Source organism: Bacillus sp. 105MF (assembly GCF_000374885.1).
GTDB lineage: Bacteria > Bacillota > Bacilli > Bacillales > Bacillaceae_G > Bacillus_A > Bacillus_A pseudomycoides.
On sequence record NZ_KB895566.1, the window covers coordinates 146,846 to 168,887 of the forward strand.

At 36.7% G+C, this 22,042-nt stretch carries 20 protein-coding genes; 3 read left to right on the forward strand and 17 right to left on the reverse strand.

Annotation, left to right across the window (positions count from 1 at the left end):
• Positions 1–219: 219 nt before the first annotated feature.
• The 11 genes from dnaI to C564_RS0103750 form a co-directional block, all read right to left on the reverse strand.
• On the reverse strand, positions 220–1,158 hold the full coding sequence (dnaI, locus tag C564_RS0103695) for a primosomal protein DnaI (protein WP_003201005.1): 939 nt from the start codon (positions 1,156–1,158) through the stop codon (positions 220–222).
• Positions 1,159–1,191: 33 nt separating this feature from the next.
• A complete protein-coding gene (locus C564_RS0103700) occupies positions 1,192–2,598 on the reverse strand; it encodes a replication initiation and membrane attachment family protein (protein WP_018764453.1) in 1,407 nt (468 codons plus the stop codon).
• 115 nt (positions 2,599–2,713) lie between these two features.
• A complete protein-coding gene (nrdR, locus tag C564_RS0103705) occupies positions 2,714–3,175 on the reverse strand; it encodes a transcriptional regulator NrdR (RefSeq protein WP_016116577.1) in 462 nt (153 codons plus the stop codon).
• Positions 3,176–3,439: 264 nt separating this feature from the next.
• Positions 3,440–3,823: an adenosylmethionine decarboxylase gene (gene speD / locus C564_RS0103710; protein ID WP_006096185.1), complete on the reverse strand. Its 384-nt coding sequence runs from the start codon at positions 3,821–3,823 to the stop codon at positions 3,440–3,442.
• Positions 3,824–4,211: 388 nt separating this feature from the next.
• On the reverse strand, positions 4,212–5,240 hold the full coding sequence (locus C564_RS0103715; RefSeq protein WP_018764454.1) for a glyceraldehyde-3-phosphate dehydrogenase: 1,029 nt from the start codon (positions 5,238–5,240) through the stop codon (positions 4,212–4,214).
• 109 nt (positions 5,241–5,349) lie between these two features.
• The gene (coaE, locus tag C564_RS0103720; RefSeq protein ID WP_018764455.1) at positions 5,350–5,952 is read right to left on the reverse strand and encodes a dephospho-CoA kinase; all 603 of its coding nucleotides are present in this window, start codon (positions 5,950–5,952) and stop codon (positions 5,350–5,352) included.
• Positions 5,953–6,004: 52 nt separating this feature from the next.
• On the reverse strand, positions 6,005–6,637 hold the full coding sequence (ytaF, locus tag C564_RS0103725) for a sporulation membrane protein YtaF (protein ID WP_003200991.1): 633 nt from the start codon (positions 6,635–6,637) through the stop codon (positions 6,005–6,007).
• Positions 6,638–6,720: 83 nt separating this feature from the next.
• Complete coding sequence (gene mutM, locus C564_RS0103730; RefSeq protein ID WP_003200990.1) at positions 6,721–7,551, reverse strand: DNA-formamidopyrimidine glycosylase; 831 nt, start codon at positions 7,549–7,551, stop codon at positions 6,721–6,723.
• 12 nt (positions 7,552–7,563) lie between these two features.
• A complete protein-coding gene (polA, locus tag C564_RS0103735; protein ID WP_018764456.1) occupies positions 7,564–10,197 on the reverse strand; it encodes a DNA polymerase I in 2,634 nt (877 codons plus the stop codon).
• 944 nt (positions 10,198–11,141) lie between these two features.
• On the reverse strand, positions 11,142–12,905 hold the full coding sequence (gene pnpS, locus C564_RS0103745) for a two-component system histidine kinase PnpS (RefSeq protein WP_018764458.1): 1,764 nt from the start codon (positions 12,903–12,905) through the stop codon (positions 11,142–11,144).
• Positions 12,898–13,614: a response regulator transcription factor gene (locus C564_RS0103750; RefSeq protein ID WP_018764459.1), complete on the reverse strand. Its 717-nt coding sequence runs from the start codon at positions 13,612–13,614 to the stop codon at positions 12,898–12,900. Before C564_RS0103750 ends, pnpS begins: the two co-directional genes overlap by 8 nt.
• 171 nt (positions 13,615–13,785) lie before the next feature.
• Between C564_RS0103750 and C564_RS0103755 the strand changes: the two genes are divergently transcribed.
• A complete protein-coding gene (locus C564_RS0103755) occupies positions 13,786–14,109 on the forward strand; it encodes a YnfA family protein (RefSeq protein WP_003200983.1) in 324 nt (107 codons plus the stop codon).
• A 97-nt stretch (positions 14,110–14,206) separates the two neighbouring features.
• Complete coding sequence (locus C564_RS36660; protein WP_003200980.1) at positions 14,207–14,347, forward strand: hypothetical protein; 141 nt, start codon at positions 14,207–14,209, stop codon at positions 14,345–14,347.
• A gap of 245 nt (positions 14,348–14,592) precedes the next feature.
• Here the strand turns inward: C564_RS36660 and C564_RS0103765 are convergent, their stop codons facing one another.
• The 5 genes from C564_RS0103765 to C564_RS0103785 form a co-directional block, all read right to left on the reverse strand.
• Positions 14,593–15,066: a MaoC/PaaZ C-terminal domain-containing protein gene (locus C564_RS0103765; RefSeq protein WP_018764460.1), complete on the reverse strand. Its 474-nt coding sequence runs from the start codon at positions 15,064–15,066 to the stop codon at positions 14,593–14,595.
• A gap of 216 nt (positions 15,067–15,282) precedes the next feature.
• On the reverse strand, positions 15,283–16,221 hold the full coding sequence (mdh, locus tag C564_RS0103770) for a malate dehydrogenase (protein ID WP_006096176.1): 939 nt from the start codon (positions 16,219–16,221) through the stop codon (positions 15,283–15,285).
• 20 nt (positions 16,222–16,241) lie between these two features.
• The gene (gene icd / locus C564_RS0103775; protein ID WP_018764461.1) at positions 16,242–17,534 is read right to left on the reverse strand and encodes an NADP-dependent isocitrate dehydrogenase; all 1,293 of its coding nucleotides are present in this window, start codon (positions 17,532–17,534) and stop codon (positions 16,242–16,244) included.
• A 161-nt stretch (positions 17,535–17,695) separates the two neighbouring features.
• Entirely contained in the window at positions 17,696–18,844 is a 1,149-nt protein-coding gene (gene citZ / locus C564_RS0103780) for a citrate synthase (RefSeq protein WP_018764462.1), read from the reverse strand.
• Between the two features lie 385 nt (positions 18,845–19,229).
• Positions 19,230–19,691: a DUF441 domain-containing protein gene (locus tag C564_RS0103785; RefSeq protein WP_003200968.1), complete on the reverse strand. Its 462-nt coding sequence runs from the start codon at positions 19,689–19,691 to the stop codon at positions 19,230–19,232.
• A gap of 407 nt (positions 19,692–20,098) precedes the next feature.
• On the opposite strand from C564_RS0103785, the gene ytvI reads away from it, so the two are divergent.
• Complete coding sequence (ytvI, locus tag C564_RS0103790) at positions 20,099–21,217, forward strand: sporulation integral membrane protein YtvI (protein ID WP_018764463.1); 1,119 nt, start codon at positions 20,099–20,101, stop codon at positions 21,215–21,217.
• Positions 21,218–21,448: 231 nt separating this feature from the next.
• Here the strand turns inward: ytvI and C564_RS0103795 are convergent, their stop codons facing one another.
• Positions 21,449–21,838: an FxsA family protein gene (locus C564_RS0103795; RefSeq protein WP_018764464.1), complete on the reverse strand. Its 390-nt coding sequence runs from the start codon at positions 21,836–21,838 to the stop codon at positions 21,449–21,451.
• Between the last annotated feature and the right edge of the window lie 204 nt (positions 21,839–22,042).

Here is a 22,042-nt window from a genome sequence, read left to right on the forward strand (position 1 = left end):
TTATCCCGCTCTACGGAGTTACTTTCTCTCAAGCCCCCATAAGAGTCCAGTTCACGAAAGCTAGGCGCTAAGTAGCAATACCTTCTTCCGCTTCACTCTACAATCCTTGCTAATTTTATATATATTAAGGGACTAGAAAAAAAATGATACAAGCTCGTATGAAATTTCAAACATATACTGAAGAAACATAAAAAAAAGAGCAAGCAGTATGCTCACTCTTTACGTATGACGACGATTTTTCCCACCAATTGGAACTGGCTTCGCCAAATACTTAATACGCTCCATAATACGCGCCGCTTTCATTTCTTCTGCTTCTCCACGCTGTGTGTAGGTTAAATGATGTTCTAGCTGTTTAAAGTCAAAATTAGACGTAAAGAACGTCGGTAAGTTTTCAAGCATACGGAACTGCAGTATAGCACCAAGCACATCATCACGCACAAAGCTTGACATTGCTTCCGCCCCAATATCATCTAACATTAATACTTGTACACGCTTCACCGCATCAATTTTTTCACCTATCGTATTATTTTGCAGTGAACTTTTAATTTCTCGTAAAAATTCTGGTAAGTATACGATCATTGAACTTATTTTTTTTAAGGCTAATTCATTCGCAATCGCTCCTAAGAGATACGTTTTCCCTACACCAAATTTACCGTAGAAATATAACGCTTGTACTTTTTTTCCAGGTTCGTATGCACTTAAAAATTCATTTGCTGCACGAATCGCCTCAATTCGCGGTTCTAAATCTGATGGATCTAAATTTTCCATAGAAGCCTGTAAAATATCACTTGGCATATAGACACTTTGAACTAATTTTTCATATTTCTTCCGCTCATCATAAGCCACTTTTCTTACGCAGCGATCATATTGAATATCAATCATCTTACCTTGAATAATCAGTTTCGGCTCATATCCTTGAATCATATTTTTACATGATTCTAAGTTCGGACAATCTGCACATCCAACACTTTGCCCAATGTATTCATACAGTTTCACAAGACTTCGCTCTATCATGGAAGTCGTCACTTCACCTTTATGTTCTTCAATAAACTCTTTCACACGCGGATGCGCCATCACTTCCGCCTTTAACACTTCGTATCTATTTTTAAAATTCTCATTTTGCATCAACTTTGCAAATGAATTTTGAATATGCTCCATTCTCTCACCTCAAAGAGCGTTCATTCTCTTCTATTAATCACGCTTATATTTTTTCAACTCTTCTTCCAATCTCTTTCGTTCTTCTTCTAACTTGCTCGATTTTTTCGCCACATTCGTAAGTTCCTTAGGCTGTTCTTCTGGTTGTTCCTTGGATTGTTCTTTCAACCAATCGGGCACCATTTCTTTCCGCACTGTTTTCTTCGAAGTATGACCCTTTTTCTTCGTTTCAGCCCATTCTTGATATTGACGATTCTCTTCTTTCGCCAATGCCATCGCTTCTGATACCGTACCTACTTTTTTTCGTGCCCAGTGCCCCGCAATTTTCTCAACATACGTTTTGGCAAGCTTCATATCCGAACGCAGCATTACATAATAAATAAGTACATTGACCACACCTGGCGTTAGTTTTTGATTCATCATTACTTCTTCTACAATTTGCAAATCTGCTTTCGTTGCTTCTGCCCCGCCTGAAATTTCTTTTAACAATTGTTTTGGAGAAATTTCTTCTAGCTGTTTAATGAGCATCTCTTCTTGCGTAGACGGCTCTTTCTCTTTCATCGTACGTGCAGCATGAGGCTGTACTCGTTCACTTAACATTGGAAGCGCTTGACCATTTTCAAATTGATACCAATCACGCGCTCCTTTCCGAAGCCTTTCCATATCAATCGTTTGCAATTCTGTCATTGCACCAAGCACAATATTTTGCATCGACAGCACATCCACACCATACACGTAAGAGAGTGTAACAACACATTCACGCACTTGGTCCGTAATCGCTTTTCGCGGCACAAGAGTCGATAACCCTTCTACAAATAAAGAAAAATCAAAGAAATCGTTCCAAAGTTGTGGGGCAGTTCCTTTTTCATTGCCCGGCATAACTGCGCTACTTGGAATTCGAAGTTCCTCTTGCGCATGTTCAAATTGCCCTGGATTAAAAGACCCAAATACATCATTAAAGGAATGTGTAACATTTTCATAAGAAGCAAAATCAAACTCTTCTTCTAAAAAATATTGTTTAACTTGATTATATTTCGCACGGCTTAATCGATTATACAAAAAGATGCTCAGGACAATATCATCAAAAAATTGTTTTGGTGATAACGGCGGCTGCAATTCGTATATAAACATTCGAATATCTTTTTCTTTTTTTATATATACGTTTAAAAGCCCAATTGCTTCTAATTTCATCCGTTCTTCATATACTTCAGGAAGCTGCATTTGCATTGTCACCATAAGAGAGTGGTGTGTATTCTCTTTTCCAAATACACGATCCTGCTCTAGCTCTCCCCACAGCGTCATGTATAAGCTAAAAGCCTTGCTACCCACTAATGGTTGATATAACATCGTTAATACCTTCCGATCGTAACTATGCAGCAACCCCTTTGCACTTACTTTATAACGATCAATTGGCAATAGCTCCATCCATGACTGTTTTTCCATCCTTGCAATTCCTTTCTTTCTTCCATTCTACGTATATAATTCCTTAGTGAAAAAGAGCTAATAGCTTTCGCTTCTAGCTCTTTTTCACCACTATTTGCGGGCTCAAAGTTTCACTTTATTCTCGTTCTTTTTGCAGTATATCTTTTAATTCTTCAATAAATACATTTAAATCTTTAAATTGACGATATACGGAGGCAAATCGTACATAAGCAACATCATCAATATCTCGAAGTGCTTCCATTACGATTTCACCGATCATATCACTTTTCACTTCTGATATTCCTAAATTACGAAGTTCACGCTCCACATTTTGTGTTACTTCTTCTAATTGTTTTAACGATACAGGTCTTTTTTCACACGCCTTAATTAATCCACGCAAAATCTTTTCTTTATTAAACTCTTCTCGTGTTCCCTCTTTTTTTACAACAATAAGAGGTGGTTCTTCTACTCGTTCAAATGTCGTAAATCGATTTAAACAACTTTCACACTCTCTTCTTCTTCGAATGGAGCGTCCCTCATCTACCGGACGTGAATCCAATACTCTTGTACCATTATGAAAACAGGCTGGACAACGCAACTCATTCACTCCCTTGCAATTTAATCTTCATTCTTTTTACTTCATCTACATGTGAAAATATATATACAATATTATATAACCTATTTGTATTTACTCACTACCTTATCCTACTATTCACGTTCAATAATACGTTACTTTTTAAAAATTTACTTTATAGCAAGCATTCGTCAAAAACAGTCTACCATTTTACAATTTCAAATTTATATAAACTAAAAAGAGGTGCATTATACACCTCTTTACATTTTAAATCAATTATGTTCTTTTTTAAAGAGCTTTTGTTTCTCTATGCTTAATTTCGAAGCTACCTGTGCCTCGAGGAAGCTCGATGCTCTCTCGCGTTTTCGCATTTAAACCTTCTGCAATATACTCTGCAGCAACATTTGGATCAATACGATCCCCGCAAGTATAAACATCAATACTTGCATAGCCGTGCTCTGGAAAGCTATGAATTGTTAAATGTGACTCCGAAATGATTACAACTCCACTTACACCCTGTGGCGCAAATTTATGAAAAGCAACCTCACGTACTTCAGCACCAGCTCTTAGTGCTGCATCCACAAATAATTGTTCAATAAACGGCATATCATTAAGCTTGTCGAAATCGCAATCCCAAAGTTCAGCGATTACGTGACGACCCATCGTGTCCATAGTATCCATTCTACAGTTCCCCCTCATAAAAATTTAATCTAACTGTTCGAATTGAAAACTAATTTGCAATTTGGCTTGCTCTACTACCACGGGGGAAAGTTAGTCCAGAGAGGTCCTAACCCTTTAAGTAGTAACTACGTACCTCAGCTCTTAAGTTTACGAGTGTTAGTATACTTTGTTTATTTTCATTTTGCAACAACAGTTTTTTCGATTTTTTGTCATATTTTCTTCTTTACTTTTCCCCAAGAAAAATAATTGATTCACAAATACAGTAATCACAATGGTTTCTCCTATGTACCATTCGCAAAAATATACTTGTATAATTTTTTTCCTTTTCAGAAAAAAGCATAAAAAAGAAGACAAGCAATCGCTTGCCTTCCTTGTATCATTAAATGTGTTGCACACTTTCTTGTTTTGTTAATTCAGCGCCAACTAACTTCACAAGATCTACAACGCGGCGAGAGTAACCCCACTCGTTATCATACCAAGCAAGTACTTTCACTTTACGTTCGCCCATTACCATTGTAGATAAACTATCAATGATAGCTGAGTGTGTATTTGTATTAAAGTCAATCGAAACTAAAGGTTCCTCACTGAACTCAATAATCCCTTTCAATGGACCGTTTGCAACAGTTTTAAACGCTTCATTAATTTCCTCAACTGTTACATCACGTTTTACATCTACTACTAAGTCAACAAGAGACACGTTTGGTGTCGGAACACGAAGTGCCATCCCATGAAGTTTTCCGTTTAAATGTGGAAGAACTTTCGCTAGAGCTTTCGCAGCGCCTGTTGTTGTAGGAATAATAGACTGTCCACAAGCACGCGCTCTTCGTAAATCTTTATGTGGGTTATCAATATTTTTTTGGTCATTTGTATAAGCATGAACAGTTGTCATTAAACCGTTTTCAATTCCAAATTGCTCATCTAACACCTTAACAACAGGCGCTAAACAGTTTGTTGTACAAGATGCATTTGAAATCACAGTATGGTTTGTAATATCTAATTGTTCTTCGTTTACACCAACTACAATTGTTACATCTTCATTTTTACCAGGTGCTGTTAAAATAACCTTTTTCGCCCCAGCTTCTACGTGAAGAATTGCTTTTTCTTTCGCATTAAATTTACCAGTTGCTTCAATTACAATTTCAACATCCAGTTCTTTCCAAGGCAATTCTTTTGGATCGCGGTTGTTTAGAAGGCGAATCATTTTCCCATCCACTAATAAATGATCTTCAAATGCTTCCACTGTTCCGTCAAACTTGCCATGAACTGTATCATACTTGATTAAATGTGCTAATGTTTCTGGTGGATAGCTTGCGTTAATCGCTACAATTTCGAATGCGCTTTCTTTTATCGCTTGACGAAATACCATTCTCCCAATACGTCCAAATCCATTAATTGCCACACGAGTCATAATATGTTATCCCCCTTGAATGCGTTATACTATTTATCTCCAATCCCAATAATAGTATAACACAAAAAGAAGATATGTCACTAAGCATTTTCACTAATTTCACAATTTTTTAGTTAATAATGTTCCATTCTTTTAAAATGAGCTGTAATTGTGCTTTTGTCTCAGCAATTGTGCCATCATTATAAATAACTTTATTAGCTAATGTTGCTTTCTCCGCTAAAGGCATTTGCGAATCAATACGTGCTTTCGCATCCTCTTCTGTAAAGCCATTTCGCTTCATTAAACGTTCTAATTGCATACTAGGTGATACAGCTACAACTACAATCCGATCAACAAGTGCTGTTAACTTACTCTCAAATAGAAGCGGAATATCTAACACAACCGCTTGCACTCCTTCCTTTATGTACATGTCCTTCTGCACATTCATTTCTTTGCGGACAGCTGGATGAACAATTTTATTTAAGCGCAATCGTTTTTCTTCATTATGAAATACAATACCCCCAAGCTTCGGACGATCAAGTTCGCCATCTGCTTGTAATATTTCTTCACCGAATACGTCTACAATTTCTTTATATGCTTCTTTACCTTGTTCTACAACTTCTCTTGCAATAATATCCGCGTCAATTACAGGTATTTGCAGTTCACGAAACATTTGTGAAACAGTACTTTTTCCACTTGCAATACCTCCTGTTAAACCTATAACAATTGTCATTCTATTTCCTCCTCACAAATAGAAGCGTGAAACTTATGTTTCACGCTCCCACTTACATTTTCCAAATTCCAATAATAATAAGTAAAATCCCAGGTAGGAACGTAAATTTTTGTAACCATCGCATATTCGATAAAACCGTTCCTAGCCTCATTCCGATAAATAAAAACAGAGAACTCATAACGGCAACTAACACTGCCATCATGGCGGGTGTATATCCTAGTAAGGATGCACCAATCCCTGCTCCAAACGAGTCTACTGAAAGAGCGATACCTAAAAGCAAGGCTTCCCCACCAGAAATCGTGCCTGATTTATCAAAATCGGCAACAGTCGGTTTCCGTAAAATTTGAATGACTAACCCAAGCGAAGCAATTTCTAACTTCCAAACTTTCTCTTCTTGCTGCGGTTCGTCTTTTTTATCACTCCGAAAAAACTGATACAACACCCACGCTCCAATAGCCACTAAAACGATTCCGCCAATGCGCGTTGCAATCACCGGAGAAAACACCTTAGCAATCATATGTCCAATTCCCATCGACACAAGCATAACAGCCGCTGAACACATTCCAATGATGAGTATCGATTTTAACGGAATCCGTACGCTCCGCAAACCATAAGTAAGCCCTACACTACAGCTATCCAAACTTAATGTAAAAGCTAATAAAATAAGAGAGAAATAATGATACATCGGTAAGCTCCTTCCCTATACATAGCTTTGCTGTATGTATATGACAAATGCCTATCCGATGTTATTAGAAAACGATATCTTTCTTAGCTTTTTGGCTGGCACATAGGACAATAATGCGTTCCTCGTCCACCAACAACTGTCTTTTCAATCACGTTCCCACAAGTTACGCATGGTTCACCTTTTCTTCCATACACATTTAGAAGCTCTTGGAACGAGCCGATTTGTCCTTGCGAATTGATATACGTTCTAATTGTACTTCCACCGCGCTCAACAGCCTCCGCTAATGTTGCAACGGTCGCCGCATGAATCTTTTCTATTTCAGCTTTCGTTAAAGATGAAGCTTCTCGTTCCGGGTGAATCCCGGAACGGAATAAAACTTCATCTACATATATATTACCAAGCCCGACTAAAAGACGTTGATCGAGCAATACAACTTTTATTTTACGGTTTGTCTTTTGCAATCTTTCTTGCAAATACCCTACTGTCAGTTCAGCGTCAAATGGCTCAGGCCCTAAATCAGCAAGTGGCATTTGGTCAAATTCTTCACCTTTTTTAAAGAGATGCATCGTGCCGAACTTTCTTACATCTTTATAGTGTAACTCTGTACCATCTGTAAACTGGAAACGCACATGCGTATGTTTATCTACCGGCTCATCATCTTTATGAAGCAAATATTTCCCTTCCATACGCAAATGTGAAACAATAACATACTTTGTTACATATAGAAGTAAAAACTTACCTCTTCGCTCAATCCGTTCAATCTTTTCACCTCGTAACATTTCTTTAAAGAGCTCTGCGTCATCTGGTCGCTTTACTAATTTTGGATATGTTACGATCACATCTTGAATTGTTTTTCCCGTTACAAGGTTTTCAAGTGTCCTTCTAACATTTTCAACCTCTGGTAGTTCAGGCATTCAATCACTTCCTTATTTTGCGTCATACCAAGTTGGACCAGAAGAATAATCAACTTTTAGAGGAACAGCAAGTTCAATCGCATGCTCCATCACTTCAGGTACAAGCTTTTCTAATTTTTCCACTTCTTCTTTTGGCACTTCAAAGATCAATTCATCGTGTACTTGCAGAAGAAGACGCGCTTGTAAGCCTTCTTCTTCTAAGCGATCCGCCATAATAATCATCGCTTTTTTAATAATATCTGCCGCACTACCTTGAATTGGTGTATTCATCGCAGTACGCTCCGCAAAGCTGCGCAAATTAAAATTACGACTCGTAATTTCCGGAATATAACGGCGACGATTTAATAATGTAGAAACGTATCCTTTTTGCTTCGCTTCTTGTACAATCTCATCCATATATTCTTTTACACCAGGGAAGCTTGCGAAGTACTTTTCAATAAATTCCCCTGCTGCTTTTCGTGTGATTCCTAAGTTTTGTGAAAGCCCATAGTCACTAATACCATACACAATTCCGAAGTTAACCGCTTTTGCTTGACGTCTCATATTCGATGTTACTTCATCTTTTCCAACGCCAAACACGTCCATTGCAGTTTTCGTATGAATATCCATATCATGCTGGAACGCTTCTACTAACCCTTTGTCTTTTGCAATATGCGCCAAGACACGCAGTTCAATTTGTGAATAATCGGCTGCATACATAACCCAGCCTTCTTTTGAAGGAATGAACGCCTGACGAATCTTTCTTCCTTCTTCTAAACGGATCGGGATATTTTGCAAGTTTGGGTCTGTAGAACTTAATCGGCCCGTTTGCGTTAACACTTGATTAAAACGAGTATGAATTTTAGATGAATCTTCATGAACAACTTTTAATAATCCTTCAATATATGTCGAATTTAATTTTCCTAATTGACGATAGTGTAAAATTTTAGGAATAATTTCATGATGCTCCATTAACTTGTCCAGCACATCAGCTGACGTAGAATATCCTGTTTTCGTCTTTTTAATAACCGGTAGGTTTAAATTCTCAAATAGAATCACGCCAAGCTGCTTTGGAGAATTAATATTAAATTCCGTTCCTGCAAGCTCATAAATTTCTTGTTCCATTTCCTTAAGCCTTCCAGCAAGCTCATCTCCCATACTACGTAAGCGCTCTGTATCAACCGTAACACCTTTCACTTCCATTTCAGCTAACACACGAGCAAGCGGCATTTCAAGCTCAGTAAATAGTTCATATTGTTCATTTTTTTGTAGTTCTTCTACAAATGTTTTTTGCACATCGTATAATACATGTACTTTTCGAGCTACGTGCTCCGCGACTATATCTTGCGCAGGAACCGCACGTTTTGCACCTTTTCCATACACTTCTTCATCAGATTTAACAGCATGCGTTTCTTTCATTTTCGCTACGGCACGGAAATCTTTATCTGTATCTGCTGGATCAAGTAAATAAGCGGCAATTAGTAAATCAAAGTAAATCCCTTGAATCTCTATACCTTTCCACTTAAGTGTAACAATGGCACGTTTCGCATCAAACGTATACTTTCTCATTTCATCATCTGCAAGCCACTTCTTAAAAGCTTCAGATTTTAGCGCAACATCGCTCGGAATGAAATAACAGCCATTTTCATTTTGAATACCGAACCCTTGAATGTCAGCTTTATGATAATTGTCTTCTTGTACTTCCACAATAATTGCACTATCTTGCTGCAGCATTTCTTCTGTTACTTCTTCTGCAATATCAAATGAAATATCATCTAATTCAGCTGGAGCTGTTTCTTCAGGAGTCGCACCGAGCTTATTTAATAGCGAAGTAAATCCTAAATTCTCGAACATTGGAATGACGTCACTTGCTTCATATCCTTTGTATTCGATATCATCTACATGCACTGTAATTGGTGCATCGGTAATAATTGTGGCAAGCTCTTTACTCATAAACGCTTGCTCTTTATTCATTTCTAGATTTTCTTTTAATTTTTTTCCGCTCACCTTGTCTAAGTTCTCATATACTGCTTCTACTGTTTCAAATTGCGTTAACAATTTGATTGCTGTCTTCTCACCAACTCCCGGTACACCTGGGATGTTATCCGATTGATCTCCCATTAAACCTTTCATATCAATAATTTGCTTTGGTGATAAACTATATTTTTCGAATAACGCTTCTTTCGTATATTCATCTACTTCTGTAATCCCTTTACGCGGAATACATACAAGCGTAGTATCAGAAACAAGCTGCAGTAAATCTTTATCTCCAGAAATAACTTTTACGTGAGCACCTTGTTCGTTCGCTTCTTTCGCTAGTGTGCCCATAATGTCATCTGCTTCATAGTTCTCTAACTCATAGCGTGGTACGTGAAACGCATCTAACAGTTCACGAATAAATGGGAATTGCTCTGATAGCTCAGGTGGCGTTTTTTGACGACCTCCTTTATATTCGCTAAATGTTTTGTGACGAAATGTTGTTTTACCCGCATCAAACGCAACAAGCATATGTGTTGGTTTTTCTTCTTCTAATATTCTCATTAACATCATCGTAAAACCATAAATTGCGTTCGTATGTATACCTTTGTCGTTATTTAAAAGCGGCAGTGCAAAGAAAGCACGATACGCGATATTATTTCCATCGACTAATACGACCTTTTTTTCCAAATTAGAAACCTCCCCATACAAATTTAAAACGATTTATATATAAATCCAAATTAAAAAACCGACATAACCCCTTTTTTTAGGAGGGAGAGAGCATCCAGCCATGCATAGAAGCGGTCACCCCATGCCAAGTTAAAACAAAAAGAGAAAACGAGCGCAGGTCACCTTTTTCATATCAACGACTTATATATCGAAAAATCAAAATGGATTTATATAGAAAGAAAAAACCGTCTTTTCCTTCTCTCTATATTAACACGACTAAGAGAGAGAAGAAAAATAACGGTTCTTCCTACTACATATATTTAATGTAAAATGGAGATGCTGTCACAATATCTCATGAATTAAAATAACCTTATCGTATTGATATAACACTTTGATATAAGTTACATAGAGATATTTCAAAAACAAAGATATTATAGTTTCACAAAAAGGGAAGTGACGAGAATAGAGCACCTATTCTCGTCCAAAATTACTCCTTGGATGAAGGGGTTTTCATGTATTATATTAACAGGACTTTATTAATATTTAATGAAGCTATTGTTAATATAATGTAAATATATCCCGTTCAAACGTTTACTATATAAATCCAAATTAAGAAACCGACATAAACCCTTTCTTTTTAGGCGAGAGAGTATCCGGCCATGCATAGAAGCGGTCAGACCCTCTTCCTGCTCCATGCCAAGTTAAAGCAGAGAGAAAAAACGAGTGTAGGTCACCTTTTTCATATCAACGACTTATATATCGAAAAATCAAAATGGATTTATATAGCTCTCATCCAATAAAGTGAAACTTTAATCAGTGGTTTTTCCATACCCCACTGATTATTAGCCCTCACCAATCGGGCTTTTACGGGCAGCCCGACTCCACCTACCTTCTTTGCTTTTGCTGAACTTTGGGGTGGGGGTCTTACTGCCCGCGAATAGCGGGATAAAGGTTGCACATTATCATTACTTCTCCAAATCCGATTTCGGTAAAGCAACTGTAAATGTTGTTCCTTCCCCTACTTCACTCTCTACAGTAACTGTCCCATGATGGGCTTCTACTAAATGTTTTACAATCGATAACCCAAGGCCTGTACCGCCTGTATTTCTGCTTCTCGCTTTATCTACACGATAAAAACGTTCAAAAATACGCGGGATTTCTTCTTTACTAATCCCAATTCCTGTATCAGATACCTTTATATAAGCGTTATGTTCATCCTCTAACAACTCTACAGAAACCGTCCCGCCGGCTGGTGTGTATACAATTGCATTATTAACTAAATTGATAAAGATTTGTTTTAATCGGCTCGGATCTCCTATCACTGAAACGTGTCTCAACACATCAACTTGTAAGGAAATTTCTTTATCTTGTGATTTATTCTCTAGCACCATTTTAATTTCTCCAAGCAATCCCTTCATCTCAACAGTACCCATATTTAACTTAAATCCTTGTTGTTCAATCTTTGATAGATCCAATAAGTCTTCGATTAAACCTTGCATACGCTCGCTTTCCTTTAAAATAATGTTCAGGAAATGCTCGCAAAACTGCTGATTTTCCATCGCACCATCAAGTAACGTTTCAGAAAATCCTTTAATAGAAGTAATTGGCGTCTTTAATTCATGTGAAACATTTGCTAAAAAGTCTTTTCGCATTTGCTCTAGTTTCTTTAGCTCTGTTATATCGTGGAATACGAGAACAATCCCTTTCCATTCATGATTTGTCCCAATAATTGGTGCGCCATATACTTCAAAGTGCTTTCTTTCAATACCAAGTGGCAGTAGCATTTGCTTGCGTACTTTCACTTCTGTCATAAAAATTTCTTCCACAAGTTCAATGATTTCTGCATGAAGAAACGCTTCATAATACAAACGATCTAAATACTCTTCATCCGTTACATGAAATATTTCTTTATACGAACGGTTTACAAGACTTATATAACCACGGCTATCAATTAAAATCATACCGCTTCCCATATTTTCAATCAGTGTATGTAAACGATCTTGTTGCATTTCTTGCTCTAGCGTCATTTCTTGTAAATTACGCGCTAAAATATTGATTGCCTTACTTAACATCCCCGTTTCATCTGAATGACTTTCATAAGCACGCGCTTTATAATTCCCCTTCGCCAATTCAATCGCTACTTTCGTAACAGACTCTATCGGACGAATATATTGACCTGTAATTTTCACACCAAGAAAAACAACAACAAGACAAGCAATCACAAACCCTACAATGAGTAATCCCCACGTTTTTTGATGAACATCTTTCAAAGGAGCAATTGTACTTTTTAGAATGATGTACCCTTGCTTCCCCTCTGCATCTTGAACAAACACCGCATGATGGAATACATTTTTATCATCTGTTTCCTTCGTAATCACTCTATTTTTTTGTTTTGCTGTTTCAGAGGAAAGTTCCTCAATTGTCGCTTGGTCGAATATAGGTTGCTTACCTTTACTATATTTGACTTTCTTCGCTTCATCAGTAAATATAACCGAAACCGGCACTTGTTCTTCTAATTTCTCAAATACGTTTGGCGCTTTTAGAACATGATCAATACCTTCTGCCTCTACTAATGAAGCAACATATCTTGCCTCTTTTACCGTTCTGTCTTTCGCATGATCGATGTAGTAATTCTCAAACACCGTTTCCAAAAGTACTCCTAGTCCAACTAAAATAAGAATAATAAGAGAAACAAATGTAAAGAGAAGCCTCGAGCGAAATTTATTCATCCCCCTTTGGCTCCTCTAATTTATAACCTAATCCACGAATTGTTTTAATGTACGCTGGTTTTTTCGTATTCTTTTCAATTTTATCCCGCAAATGACTAATATGAACATCGACGATTCTTGTATCGCCGGCAAAATCATAATTCCATACAGCACTTAGTAACTGATCACGTGTTAATACACGCCCCTTATTCCTTGCTAAATATACAAGTAACTCAAATTCTTTTGGCGTTAGTTCTAGCTTTTCTCCTTGGAAATACGCCTCATAAAATTCAGGTAAAATTCTTAAATCAAAGATATTGATACTATTTTCATCCTGCACTTCTGAAACTGGTTCATCTTGCAATTTCGTACGACGTAAAATCGCCTTCACACGTGCAACAACTTCCCTTGGGCTAAATGGCTTTGTCATATAATCATCTGCCCCAAGCTCAAGACCTAACACTTTATCAAACTCATCATCTTTCGCTGTTAGCATTAAAATAGGTGTCATACTACGCTGCAAACGTAATTCTTTACACACTTCCATACCATCCATTTTGGGAAGCATTAAATCTAATATAATCAGATCTGGACGTTCCGTTGTTGCTTTATGAAGCGCAACTTCACCATCCATCGCTGTTATCACTTCAAATCCTGCTTGCTGCAAATTGAATTCAATTAAAGTTAAAATAAACTCCTCATCATCAACAACTAAAATTCGATTACTCATTCTCTTCCTCCAAGTTATAGACTTGAAACCTTCTTCATCCTAGTATTTCCCCACTATTTCCATCATACTAGAAAACAATCCCCCTCTCAATAGAATTGTCCATTCACTAAGTTTGATTGTGCTATAGTTATATAGGAAAATATATCTAATAGAAAGCGATGGTACATATTCATGTTTAAAGCAGCCGTTATTTTCATTCTTGCCGGACTAGCTGAAATTGGTGGTGGATATCTCATCTGGAAATGGATACGAGAAGGTGGTTCCATCTGGTTCGGTCTAATGGGAGGAATCATTTTATGTTTATATGGTGTAATTGCCACATTCCAAGTATTTTCTAGTTTCGGACGTGTATACGCAGCTTATGGCGGTGTATTTATTCTCATGAGTTTATTATGGGGATGGATGGTTGATAAGAAAACACCTGATTTGTTCGATTGGGCTGGTGCAGCTGTTTGCCTTGTCGGTGTGTTTATTATTCTTTGGCCACGTGGCTAAAAACAGGTATCCATTTGACTTATATCTCCTTAAAATGTAATAATCAATATAATTAAATTTTAATATAAAGATTAAACTATTAAGGAGCGAATTCAAAATGAATCGTAAAAATTGGGTATTATCTGGCTTCGCTTTATTATTTGTAGTTGGTTTTACTGCCGGCTTTTCAAACTGGGAAACATTACAAACTGGCATCTCTGATTTCTCAGAAGGGTTTGCAGAAGGGTTTTTCAGTTAAGTTATACTTACATTCGATCCTATAAAGTAAAACTTTAATCAGTGGGGGTTTTCTTCGTCCCCCACTGATTATTAGTTGAACGAATCGGGCTTTTACGGACAATTCATCTCCCACCTAACTTCTTTGCTTTCGCTGAATTTTGAGGTGGGAGTGTTACTGTCCGTTAATGCGGGATAAAAAAATAGTGCTAACCTAGCATATAATAGGTTAGCACTATTTTTCATTACACTCTTACTAACTCATTATTAAAAATTATCCAATGCTTTTTCTAAAATAGAAGCTGATTTGTAAGGCGGCGCTACTGTTAGTACACCTTTCACAACCACTTCTTCTTTTTCATCATAAGCGAATACACGCATATCAATCGTATGCTCTTCCCTCGCAACTGCTATAACTTCAAAATGAATTTGCAAAGTTTCATAATGATGTACAGGCTTCACAAAAGTCAGGTCCTTCCTAACAACATGACTGCCTGGACCTGGTAAATATTTCGTAACTGCCGTTGTAATCATACCCGTTAACATAATGCTTGGTACAATTGGTTTTTCATACGGAGTTTGGGATGCGTAATCATGCTGAATATATAATGGATTTGAATCATTTGTTAATCCTAAATACAATAACAGATCTTTATCCTCAATTTTTTCAGTGATAGATAACTTTTCTCCTACTGTAATCTCATCCATTCGACGACCAATTTGAATTTTTTTCTTTAACATGTTACAATCCCCCTCCAATTTTTATTTTATTATCCTACCAAAAGCAATATATTATCCGAAGCGCTACTATAATGAGGGCAATGTATATTATAAGTCTATGTTCCCATTGTAGGACATAATTAATGATAGCGTTTTCATATTATTTTAAAAAAATAATCCTCTAAATAGTAGAAAAAGATTCGGGTCCCCGAATCTTTTTCTAACATATATTTTGTATTAAATAAGAACTTTCATAACGTTACGTACAGATTCTACTGAACGATCTAACGCTTCTTTTTCTTCTTCACGAAGTTCTAATTCAATAATTTTTTCAATTCCGTTACCACCTAGAATTACTGGTACACCTAGGTAAAGGTCGCTATAGCCATATTCACCTTCAAGGTATGCGATAGCTGGTAATACGCGGCGTTGATCTTTTAAAATCGCTTCAGTCATTTCAACTAAAGAAGCAGCTGGCGCGTAGTATGCACTACCGTTTCCTAGTAAACTTACAATTTCGCCGCCGCCTTTACGCGTACGTTCTACGATTGCTTCTAAGCGTTCTGCAGGAATTAATGTTTCTAATGGAATACCACCTGCGTAAGAATAACGTACAAGAGGCACCATGTCATCACCGTGGCCACCAAGAACGAATCCTGTAATGTCTTTAACAGAAAGATTTAATTCTTGTGCGATGAATGTACGGAAACGCGCTGTATCTAATACACCAGATTGACCGATAACACGCTCTTTCGGGAATCCAGCTTCTTTAAATACAGAATATGTCATTGCATCAACTGGATTTGTTAACACAACAATAATTGCGTTTGGTGAATGTTTTGCGATATCTTTCGTAATACTTTTCATAATTTTAGAGTTTGTTGCTACTAAATCATCACGGCTCATACCTGGTTTACGTGCAATTCCTGCTGTAATAACAACAACGTCAGAATCAGCAGTATCTACGTAATCAGATGTGCCGATAATGTTAGCATCAAAACCTTGTACAGGGCTTGCTTCTAACATATCTAACGCTTTCCCTTTTGTTGGATTCTCCAGTTGTGGAATGTCCACTAATACAACATCTGCAAGCTCTTTTTGAGCTAATAAAAACGCTGTTGTTGCTCCGGTAAATCCTGCACCGATGACTGATACTTTTTTGCGTTTGATTGTCATAATTTCTCCCCCACTTTGAATTATGCGTTTTTGATTACCGCTAAGTCCATATTGTTAATAAGGGCATCAGCAAATTCGGAACATTTCACTTCAGTTGCGCCATCCATAAGACGTGCGAAGTCATATGTTACCACTTTTGAAGCAATTGTTTTTTCTACTGAAGCAGTTACTAATTTCGCAGCTTCATTCCATCCTAAATGCTCTAATAATAATACTCCTGAAAGAAGAACAGAAGATGGATTTACTTTATCTAAACCTGCATATTTTGGAGCTGTACCATGTGTCGCTTCAAAAATAGCATGTCCAGTAACATAGTTAATGTTTGCACCAGGTGCAATACCAATGCCACCTACTTGTGCTGCAAGTGCATCAGAAATATAATCACCATTTAAGTTCATTGTTGCAACAACATCAAACTCACGTGGACGTGTTAAAATTTGTTGTAAGAAGATATCTGCAATAGAATCTTTAACAATGATTTTACCAGCTGCTTCAGCCTCTGTCATCGCTTTATTCGCTGCATCTTTACCATCTTTTTCAACAATACGGTCATATTCAGACCAAGTGAATACTTTATCGCCGAATTCTTGTTCCGCAACTTCATAACCCCAGTTTTTGAAGGCACCTTCTGTAAATTTCATAATGTTTCCTTTATGAACTAATGTAACAGAAGAGCGTTTTTCGTTAATTGCATATTGAATTGCAGCACGAACAAGACGCTTTGTTCCTTCTTCTGAAATTGGTTTAATACCAATCCCTGATGTTTCTGGGAAGCGAATTTTGTTTACACCCATTGTTTCTTTTAAGAACTCAAGCACTTTTTGTGCTTCTGGAGATCCTTGTGCATATTCAATACCAGCATAAATGTCTTCTGTATTTTCACGGAAAATCACCATATCAGTATCTTCCGGACGTTTTACAGGTGAAGGAACACCTTCAAAATAACGAACTGGACGTAAACATACGTATAAGTCTAACTCTTGACGAAGCGCTACGTTTAGAGAACGAATGCCGCCACCAACAGGCGTTGTAAGTGGGCCTTTAATCGCGATTAAATATTCGCGAATTTCATTTAACGTCTCTTCTGGTAACCATTCACCTGTTTGGTTGAATGCTTTTTCCCCTGCAAGCACTTCTTTCCAAACGATTTTCTTCTCACCATCATAAGCTTTTTCAACAGCTGCTTCTAATACACGAGATGCTGCCGCCCAAATATCTGGTCCAATTCCATCACCTTCAATAAAAGGAATAATCGGATTGTTTGGTACATTCATAACACCATTCGTTACAGTAATTTTTTCTCCTGTCGTCACTGTGATAACCCCCATGTTTGAAATTTCATATGTGTGAAACTGAGGGAATAAAACCCTCAGTTCAAACCGTTAGTCAAATTAAAATATTCCAATCATTATATCTTTGCGAAAAAATCAGATTTTTGAAAGCGTATTTCCACTATCTAAATAGTGTTTTTAACTTATCGTTGTGCTAATGGAACATAGCGTTGGTGCGTTGGTCCATTATAATCAGCACGCGGACGAATTAAGCGGTTATTTTCATATTGTTCTAGAATATGAGCTAACCAACCTGACATACGACTGATTGCAAAGATTGGTGTAAATAAATCATGATCAATTCCTAAACAATGGTAAACAGAAGCAGAATAGAAATCGACATTTGGTGGAAGACCTTTTTCTTTTGTGACAATGTCTTCGATTTTGATAGACATATTATACCATTTTTCTTCCCCTAAAAGCACGCATAATTTCTTAGACATTTCACGTAAATGTTTCGCGCGAGGATCACCGTGCTCATATACGCGATGGCCAAATCCCATAATTTTCACCTTATTTTGAAGTGCGTTATGAATATAGGATTCTACATTTTCTTCTTCGCCAATTTCTTTTAACATCTTCATTACATTTTCATTCGCTCCGCCGTGAAGAGGTCCTTTTAAAGCACCAATCGCTGCTGTAATACCAGAATATACGTCTGAAAGTGTCGCAACGCAAACGCGAGCTGTAAATGTAGAAGCATTTAATTCATGATCCGCATGAAGTACAAGAGCTTTATCAAAAGCTTCAATTTCCACTTCATTTGGTTCGCGGTTATTTAACATATAAATAAAGTTTGCAGCTAATGATAAATCTTTTCGTGGCTCAACCACTTCTAAACCTTTACGAATTCTTGCATACGCTGCAACAAGAGTCCCTACTTGAGCCTGTAATTTAACCGCTTTCAAATAATTGGACTTCTCATCCATTAATTCAGCGCTCTCATCGTATAATGATAACATGGAAATCGCAGTTCGTAAAACAGACATCGGATGTGCAATCTTTAAATCTACTTGTTTTAAATATGATAAAATCTCACTTGGAACTTTAGAATATTCAGATAGAGTTTCTTTTAACTCATTTACTTCCTCTTCATTAGGAAGTTTACGGTGCCATAATAAATATACCACTTCTTCAAACGTAGCATTTTCCGCTAAATCATCAATATTATACCCAACATACGTTAATGTATCATCAATAATAGAACTCACAGATGATGTTGTTGCTACTACCCCTTCTAATCCTCGAATAACAGTCATGACATTCTCTCCTTTTCCTGAAAATTCTCCCAACCTTGCTCCCTTATATCTGTTTGCTTCCCTCCTAAATTATGAACGCCCGTTCACTCTTTAGGCAAGCAAAATGCACGATCATGCAAATTTGTTGTGGTGTTCCCATCTCGTTGTTCCATTGCTTTATCAAAGCATGAGCGTGAGTTTCTCTCCGAATCCTCACGCTTAGAACAATAGATGGTGAGGAAAACTAGTTTCGAAGAGTTTATGATAAAAACAACATAAAACAATGTCAGCAGAAAATTATTTTATGTTGTTTTTATTTTATCTGGTGTAAGTCTTCGTTGCTATGTAGCCTTTACATGTTTTCTAATTCTATTATAAACAATTATCTGACTTTTGTGAATGGAAAGAATTCAAAAATTTTATATTACTATAAAATTTTTCACTTAAACATCTGTATAATGTTCATCACAGCATAGGCAATTCCAGCTCCAATTAATGGTCCTACAGCAACTCCATTAAATAATGCAACTGCAATAATTGTTCCAAATACAAGCGCAGTTGTAATATGAGGATCGTTCGTTAATAACTGCACACCACCCTTCGCTAACAAAGCAACCGCTATCCCTGAAGCGAGCGCAATCCATGCATAATACGATTTAGCTGCTTCACCAAGCTGCTTAAATCCAATTTCACCCGTAGCGATCGGAACAAGAACCGCAATCGTAATAACCGTTACACCAAGATTAATTCCTTTCGTTTGTAAATATGGAAGAATTTTCTCTCCTAGAAACGTCCACTTTAATAAAAATAAAACGCCAACCGCTACAGTGAGCGATTGATTTTTAGCAATAAGCCCAATAATAAGTAGTATGAATAAAAATAACGTTGATTGACTAATCATGATTACACTTCCTTTCTGAAAATAATGAACCTGTTTACAAAGTAAATCGCTGTTAAACATATCGTTATACACGATATAGGCAAGAGTATTTATCAATCAATATAGATGATACAGCAGACCTTAAACGCTCTAAACGAGACCAAAATAAGTTGTTTTTATATTTACCGAGAAAGAAAAGCACACTTCTTTCTTTTCTTATAAGAAACCGGTAAAATAAAAAGTAGGTAAAGTGAAGCTCTCGTCAATCAGTACAGAGAAAACATTTACTATTGATTAGCCTTCACCGTCAAGCTTTTACGCGCCGATTACTTCGTACATTGAAGTAATTCATACTGCCCGTGAATAGCAGGATAAATCCATCATTCCACTATAACATAAATACAATTTGGAATGGGAGGTAAGCACCTTTGAATCGAAACTCACTGTATATCGTATTGCGACTTATATTTGTCATTTTAGCAACAACAATTGGGTTTTATGCGCTTTTGTATGTTTCAGGTCTTATATACCCTTTTATCATCGCATTAGCTTTTGCTTATTTGATTAATCCAGTCGTAAATTTTCTCAATCAAAAACTACAATTCCCTCGTGCCTTAGCGGTACTCGTCAGCTTAATTCTCGTGTTCGGTGCCATCGTCGGACTTGTTACATATCTTGTGACAGAAGCGATTTCCGCCACAACTTACTTACTACAAATCGTCACAGAAAAGTTTCCAGCAATTGTACAGTATGCACAGCAATTTGCACTCAATAATATTATGCCTTTATATGATGATTTAATTTCTAAATTTAATCATCTTGGTGAATCACAACAATATACAATTACACAAAACATTCAAAATCTAGGAACGGAAGCAACAAAGCAAATGAAAGAGCTGTTAACCGCCATTATAAGTGGATTAACAAATTTCATCAGTGCACTCCCAACAACTTTAACAGTCCTCGTCTTCATCCTATTAGCGACTTTCTTTATTAGTTTTGATTGGCATACACTCGCTCATAAAGTAAAGCGATTACTTCCAAATCGCATACACGGATACGGAAAGACTATTTTTGTTGATTTACGAAAAGCATTATTTGGATTTGTAAAAGCACAACTCACACTTGTATCTATGACCACCGTCATCGTACTAATTGGACTATTAATTTTGCGCGTACCATACGCCATCACAATCGCAATCATTACAGGAATTGTAGACTTACTTCCTTATTTAGGAACGGGAGCAGTCTTTGTTCCTTGGATTATATATGTATTTTTCACAGGGGACACAGCTTTCACAATTGGTCTACTTATTTTATATATTGTTGTCATTGTTCAAAGACAAATTATGGAACCGAAAGTGTTATCCTCCAACATCGGACTCGATCCATTACCAACACTTATTGCGTTATTCGTTGGGTTTAAGCTATATGGTTTCTTAGGATTAATTATTGGCCCAGTTACATTAGTATTATTAAACACATTGCACAAAGCTCATGTATTTCATGATTTATGGAAGTTTATTAAAGGCACACCATTAAAATAAATTTCCCACAATAGTCGTTGTTCGCAATAAAATAAGCAAGGGAATTCCCTATAATAAATGGGGGATTCCCTTGTTTTTTGCATAAAATAATACAACCGAGAATTCCTTTGTATTTTTATTCTATTTTCAACATAAATATCAATCCTTTTTCTTCCTTTTTCTACAAATGAATAAATATACACTTTATATTTCGACAAAAAAATAACACTTAAAACATTTCTGTTTCAAGTGTTATTTTTGTACAATAATTGTCGTGTTTCTTCTTATTTTCCGCTCTAACCATTTAATCATCATGAACTTAAACGGCTGTCGTGTTACCGAAAATATAAAAATAAACCCGATTACATCCGTCACATATCCTGGTGTCAAAAGAAGAAGTCCACCTATAAAAACAAAAATACCATCTAATACAGCATCTCCTGGCATTTCACCTCTATTTAACCGAAATTGAATCTCCTTCAATACTATAAGCCCTTGTCGTTTTGCTAAATAAGCGCCAAGTACACCTGTAAACACGATCATAGCAAACGTCGGCCACATACCAATTAAATGACTAGATCCAATTAATACTGTTATTTCAACAGCAGGGATTAAAATTAAAAGAAAAAGAAGCCACTTCATTCCCTCATCCTCCTTCATCATACTATTTACAGGAAGTAAGATACTCATGCTACCCAACAGCCTAATTAGACTCTCTCGATTTCCTCACACCCTAAAAATAACCCACAAAACATCAAACAAAAAAGAAATCCCTTTCCCACTACCGAAGATTTCTTTTTTCAGAATGGTTTTTGTATTTAAATTGCAAAAAAAAGAGAAGGACTC

Coding starts and splice junctions, on each gene's coding strand:
- dnaI (WP_003201005.1), bottom strand. CDS start 1,158: ATGGAGCATATTCAAAATTCATTTGCAAAGTTGATGCAAAATGAGAAT.
- C564_RS0103700 (WP_018764453.1), bottom strand. CDS start 2,598: ATGGAAAAACAGTCATGGATGGAGCTATTGCCAATTGATCGTTATAAA.
- speD (WP_006096185.1), bottom strand. CDS start 3,823: ATGGACACGATGGGTCGTCACGTAATCGCTGAACTTTGGGATTGCGAT.
- C564_RS0103715 (WP_018764454.1), bottom strand. CDS start 5,240: ATGACTCGTGTGGCAATTAATGGATTTGGACGTATTGGGAGAATGGTA.
- coaE (WP_018764455.1), bottom strand. CDS start 5,952: ATGACAATTGTTATAGGTTTAACAGGAGGTATTGCAAGTGGAAAAAGT.
- ytaF (WP_003200991.1), bottom strand. CDS start 6,637: ATGTATCATTATTTCTCTCTTATTTTATTAGCTTTTACATTAAGTTTG.
- mutM (WP_003200990.1), bottom strand. CDS start 7,551: ATGCCTGAACTACCAGAGGTTGAAAATGTTAGAAGGACACTTGAAAAC.
- pnpS (WP_018764458.1), bottom strand. CDS start 12,905: ATGAATAAATTTCGCTCGAGGCTTCTCTTTACATTTGTTTCTCTTATT.
- C564_RS0103750 (WP_018764459.1), bottom strand. CDS start 13,614: ATGAGTAATCGAATTTTAGTTGTTGATGATGAGGAGTTTATTTTAACT.
- C564_RS0103755 (WP_003200983.1), top strand. CDS start 13,786: ATGTTTAAAGCAGCCGTTATTTTCATTCTTGCCGGACTAGCTGAAATT.
- C564_RS36660 (WP_003200980.1), top strand. CDS start 14,207: ATGAATCGTAAAAATTGGGTATTATCTGGCTTCGCTTTATTATTTGTA.
- C564_RS0103765 (WP_018764460.1), bottom strand. CDS start 15,066: ATGTTAAAGAAAAAAATTCAAATTGGTCGTCGAATGGATGAGATTACA.
- mdh (WP_006096176.1), bottom strand. CDS start 16,221: ATGACAATCAAACGCAAAAAAGTATCAGTCATCGGTGCAGGATTTACC.
- C564_RS0103785 (WP_003200968.1), bottom strand. CDS start 19,691: ATGATTAGTCAATCAACGTTATTTTTATTCATACTACTTATTATTGGG.
- C564_RS0103795 (WP_018764464.1), bottom strand. CDS start 21,838: ATGAAGTGGCTTCTTTTTCTTTTAATTTTAATCCCTGCTGTTGAAATA.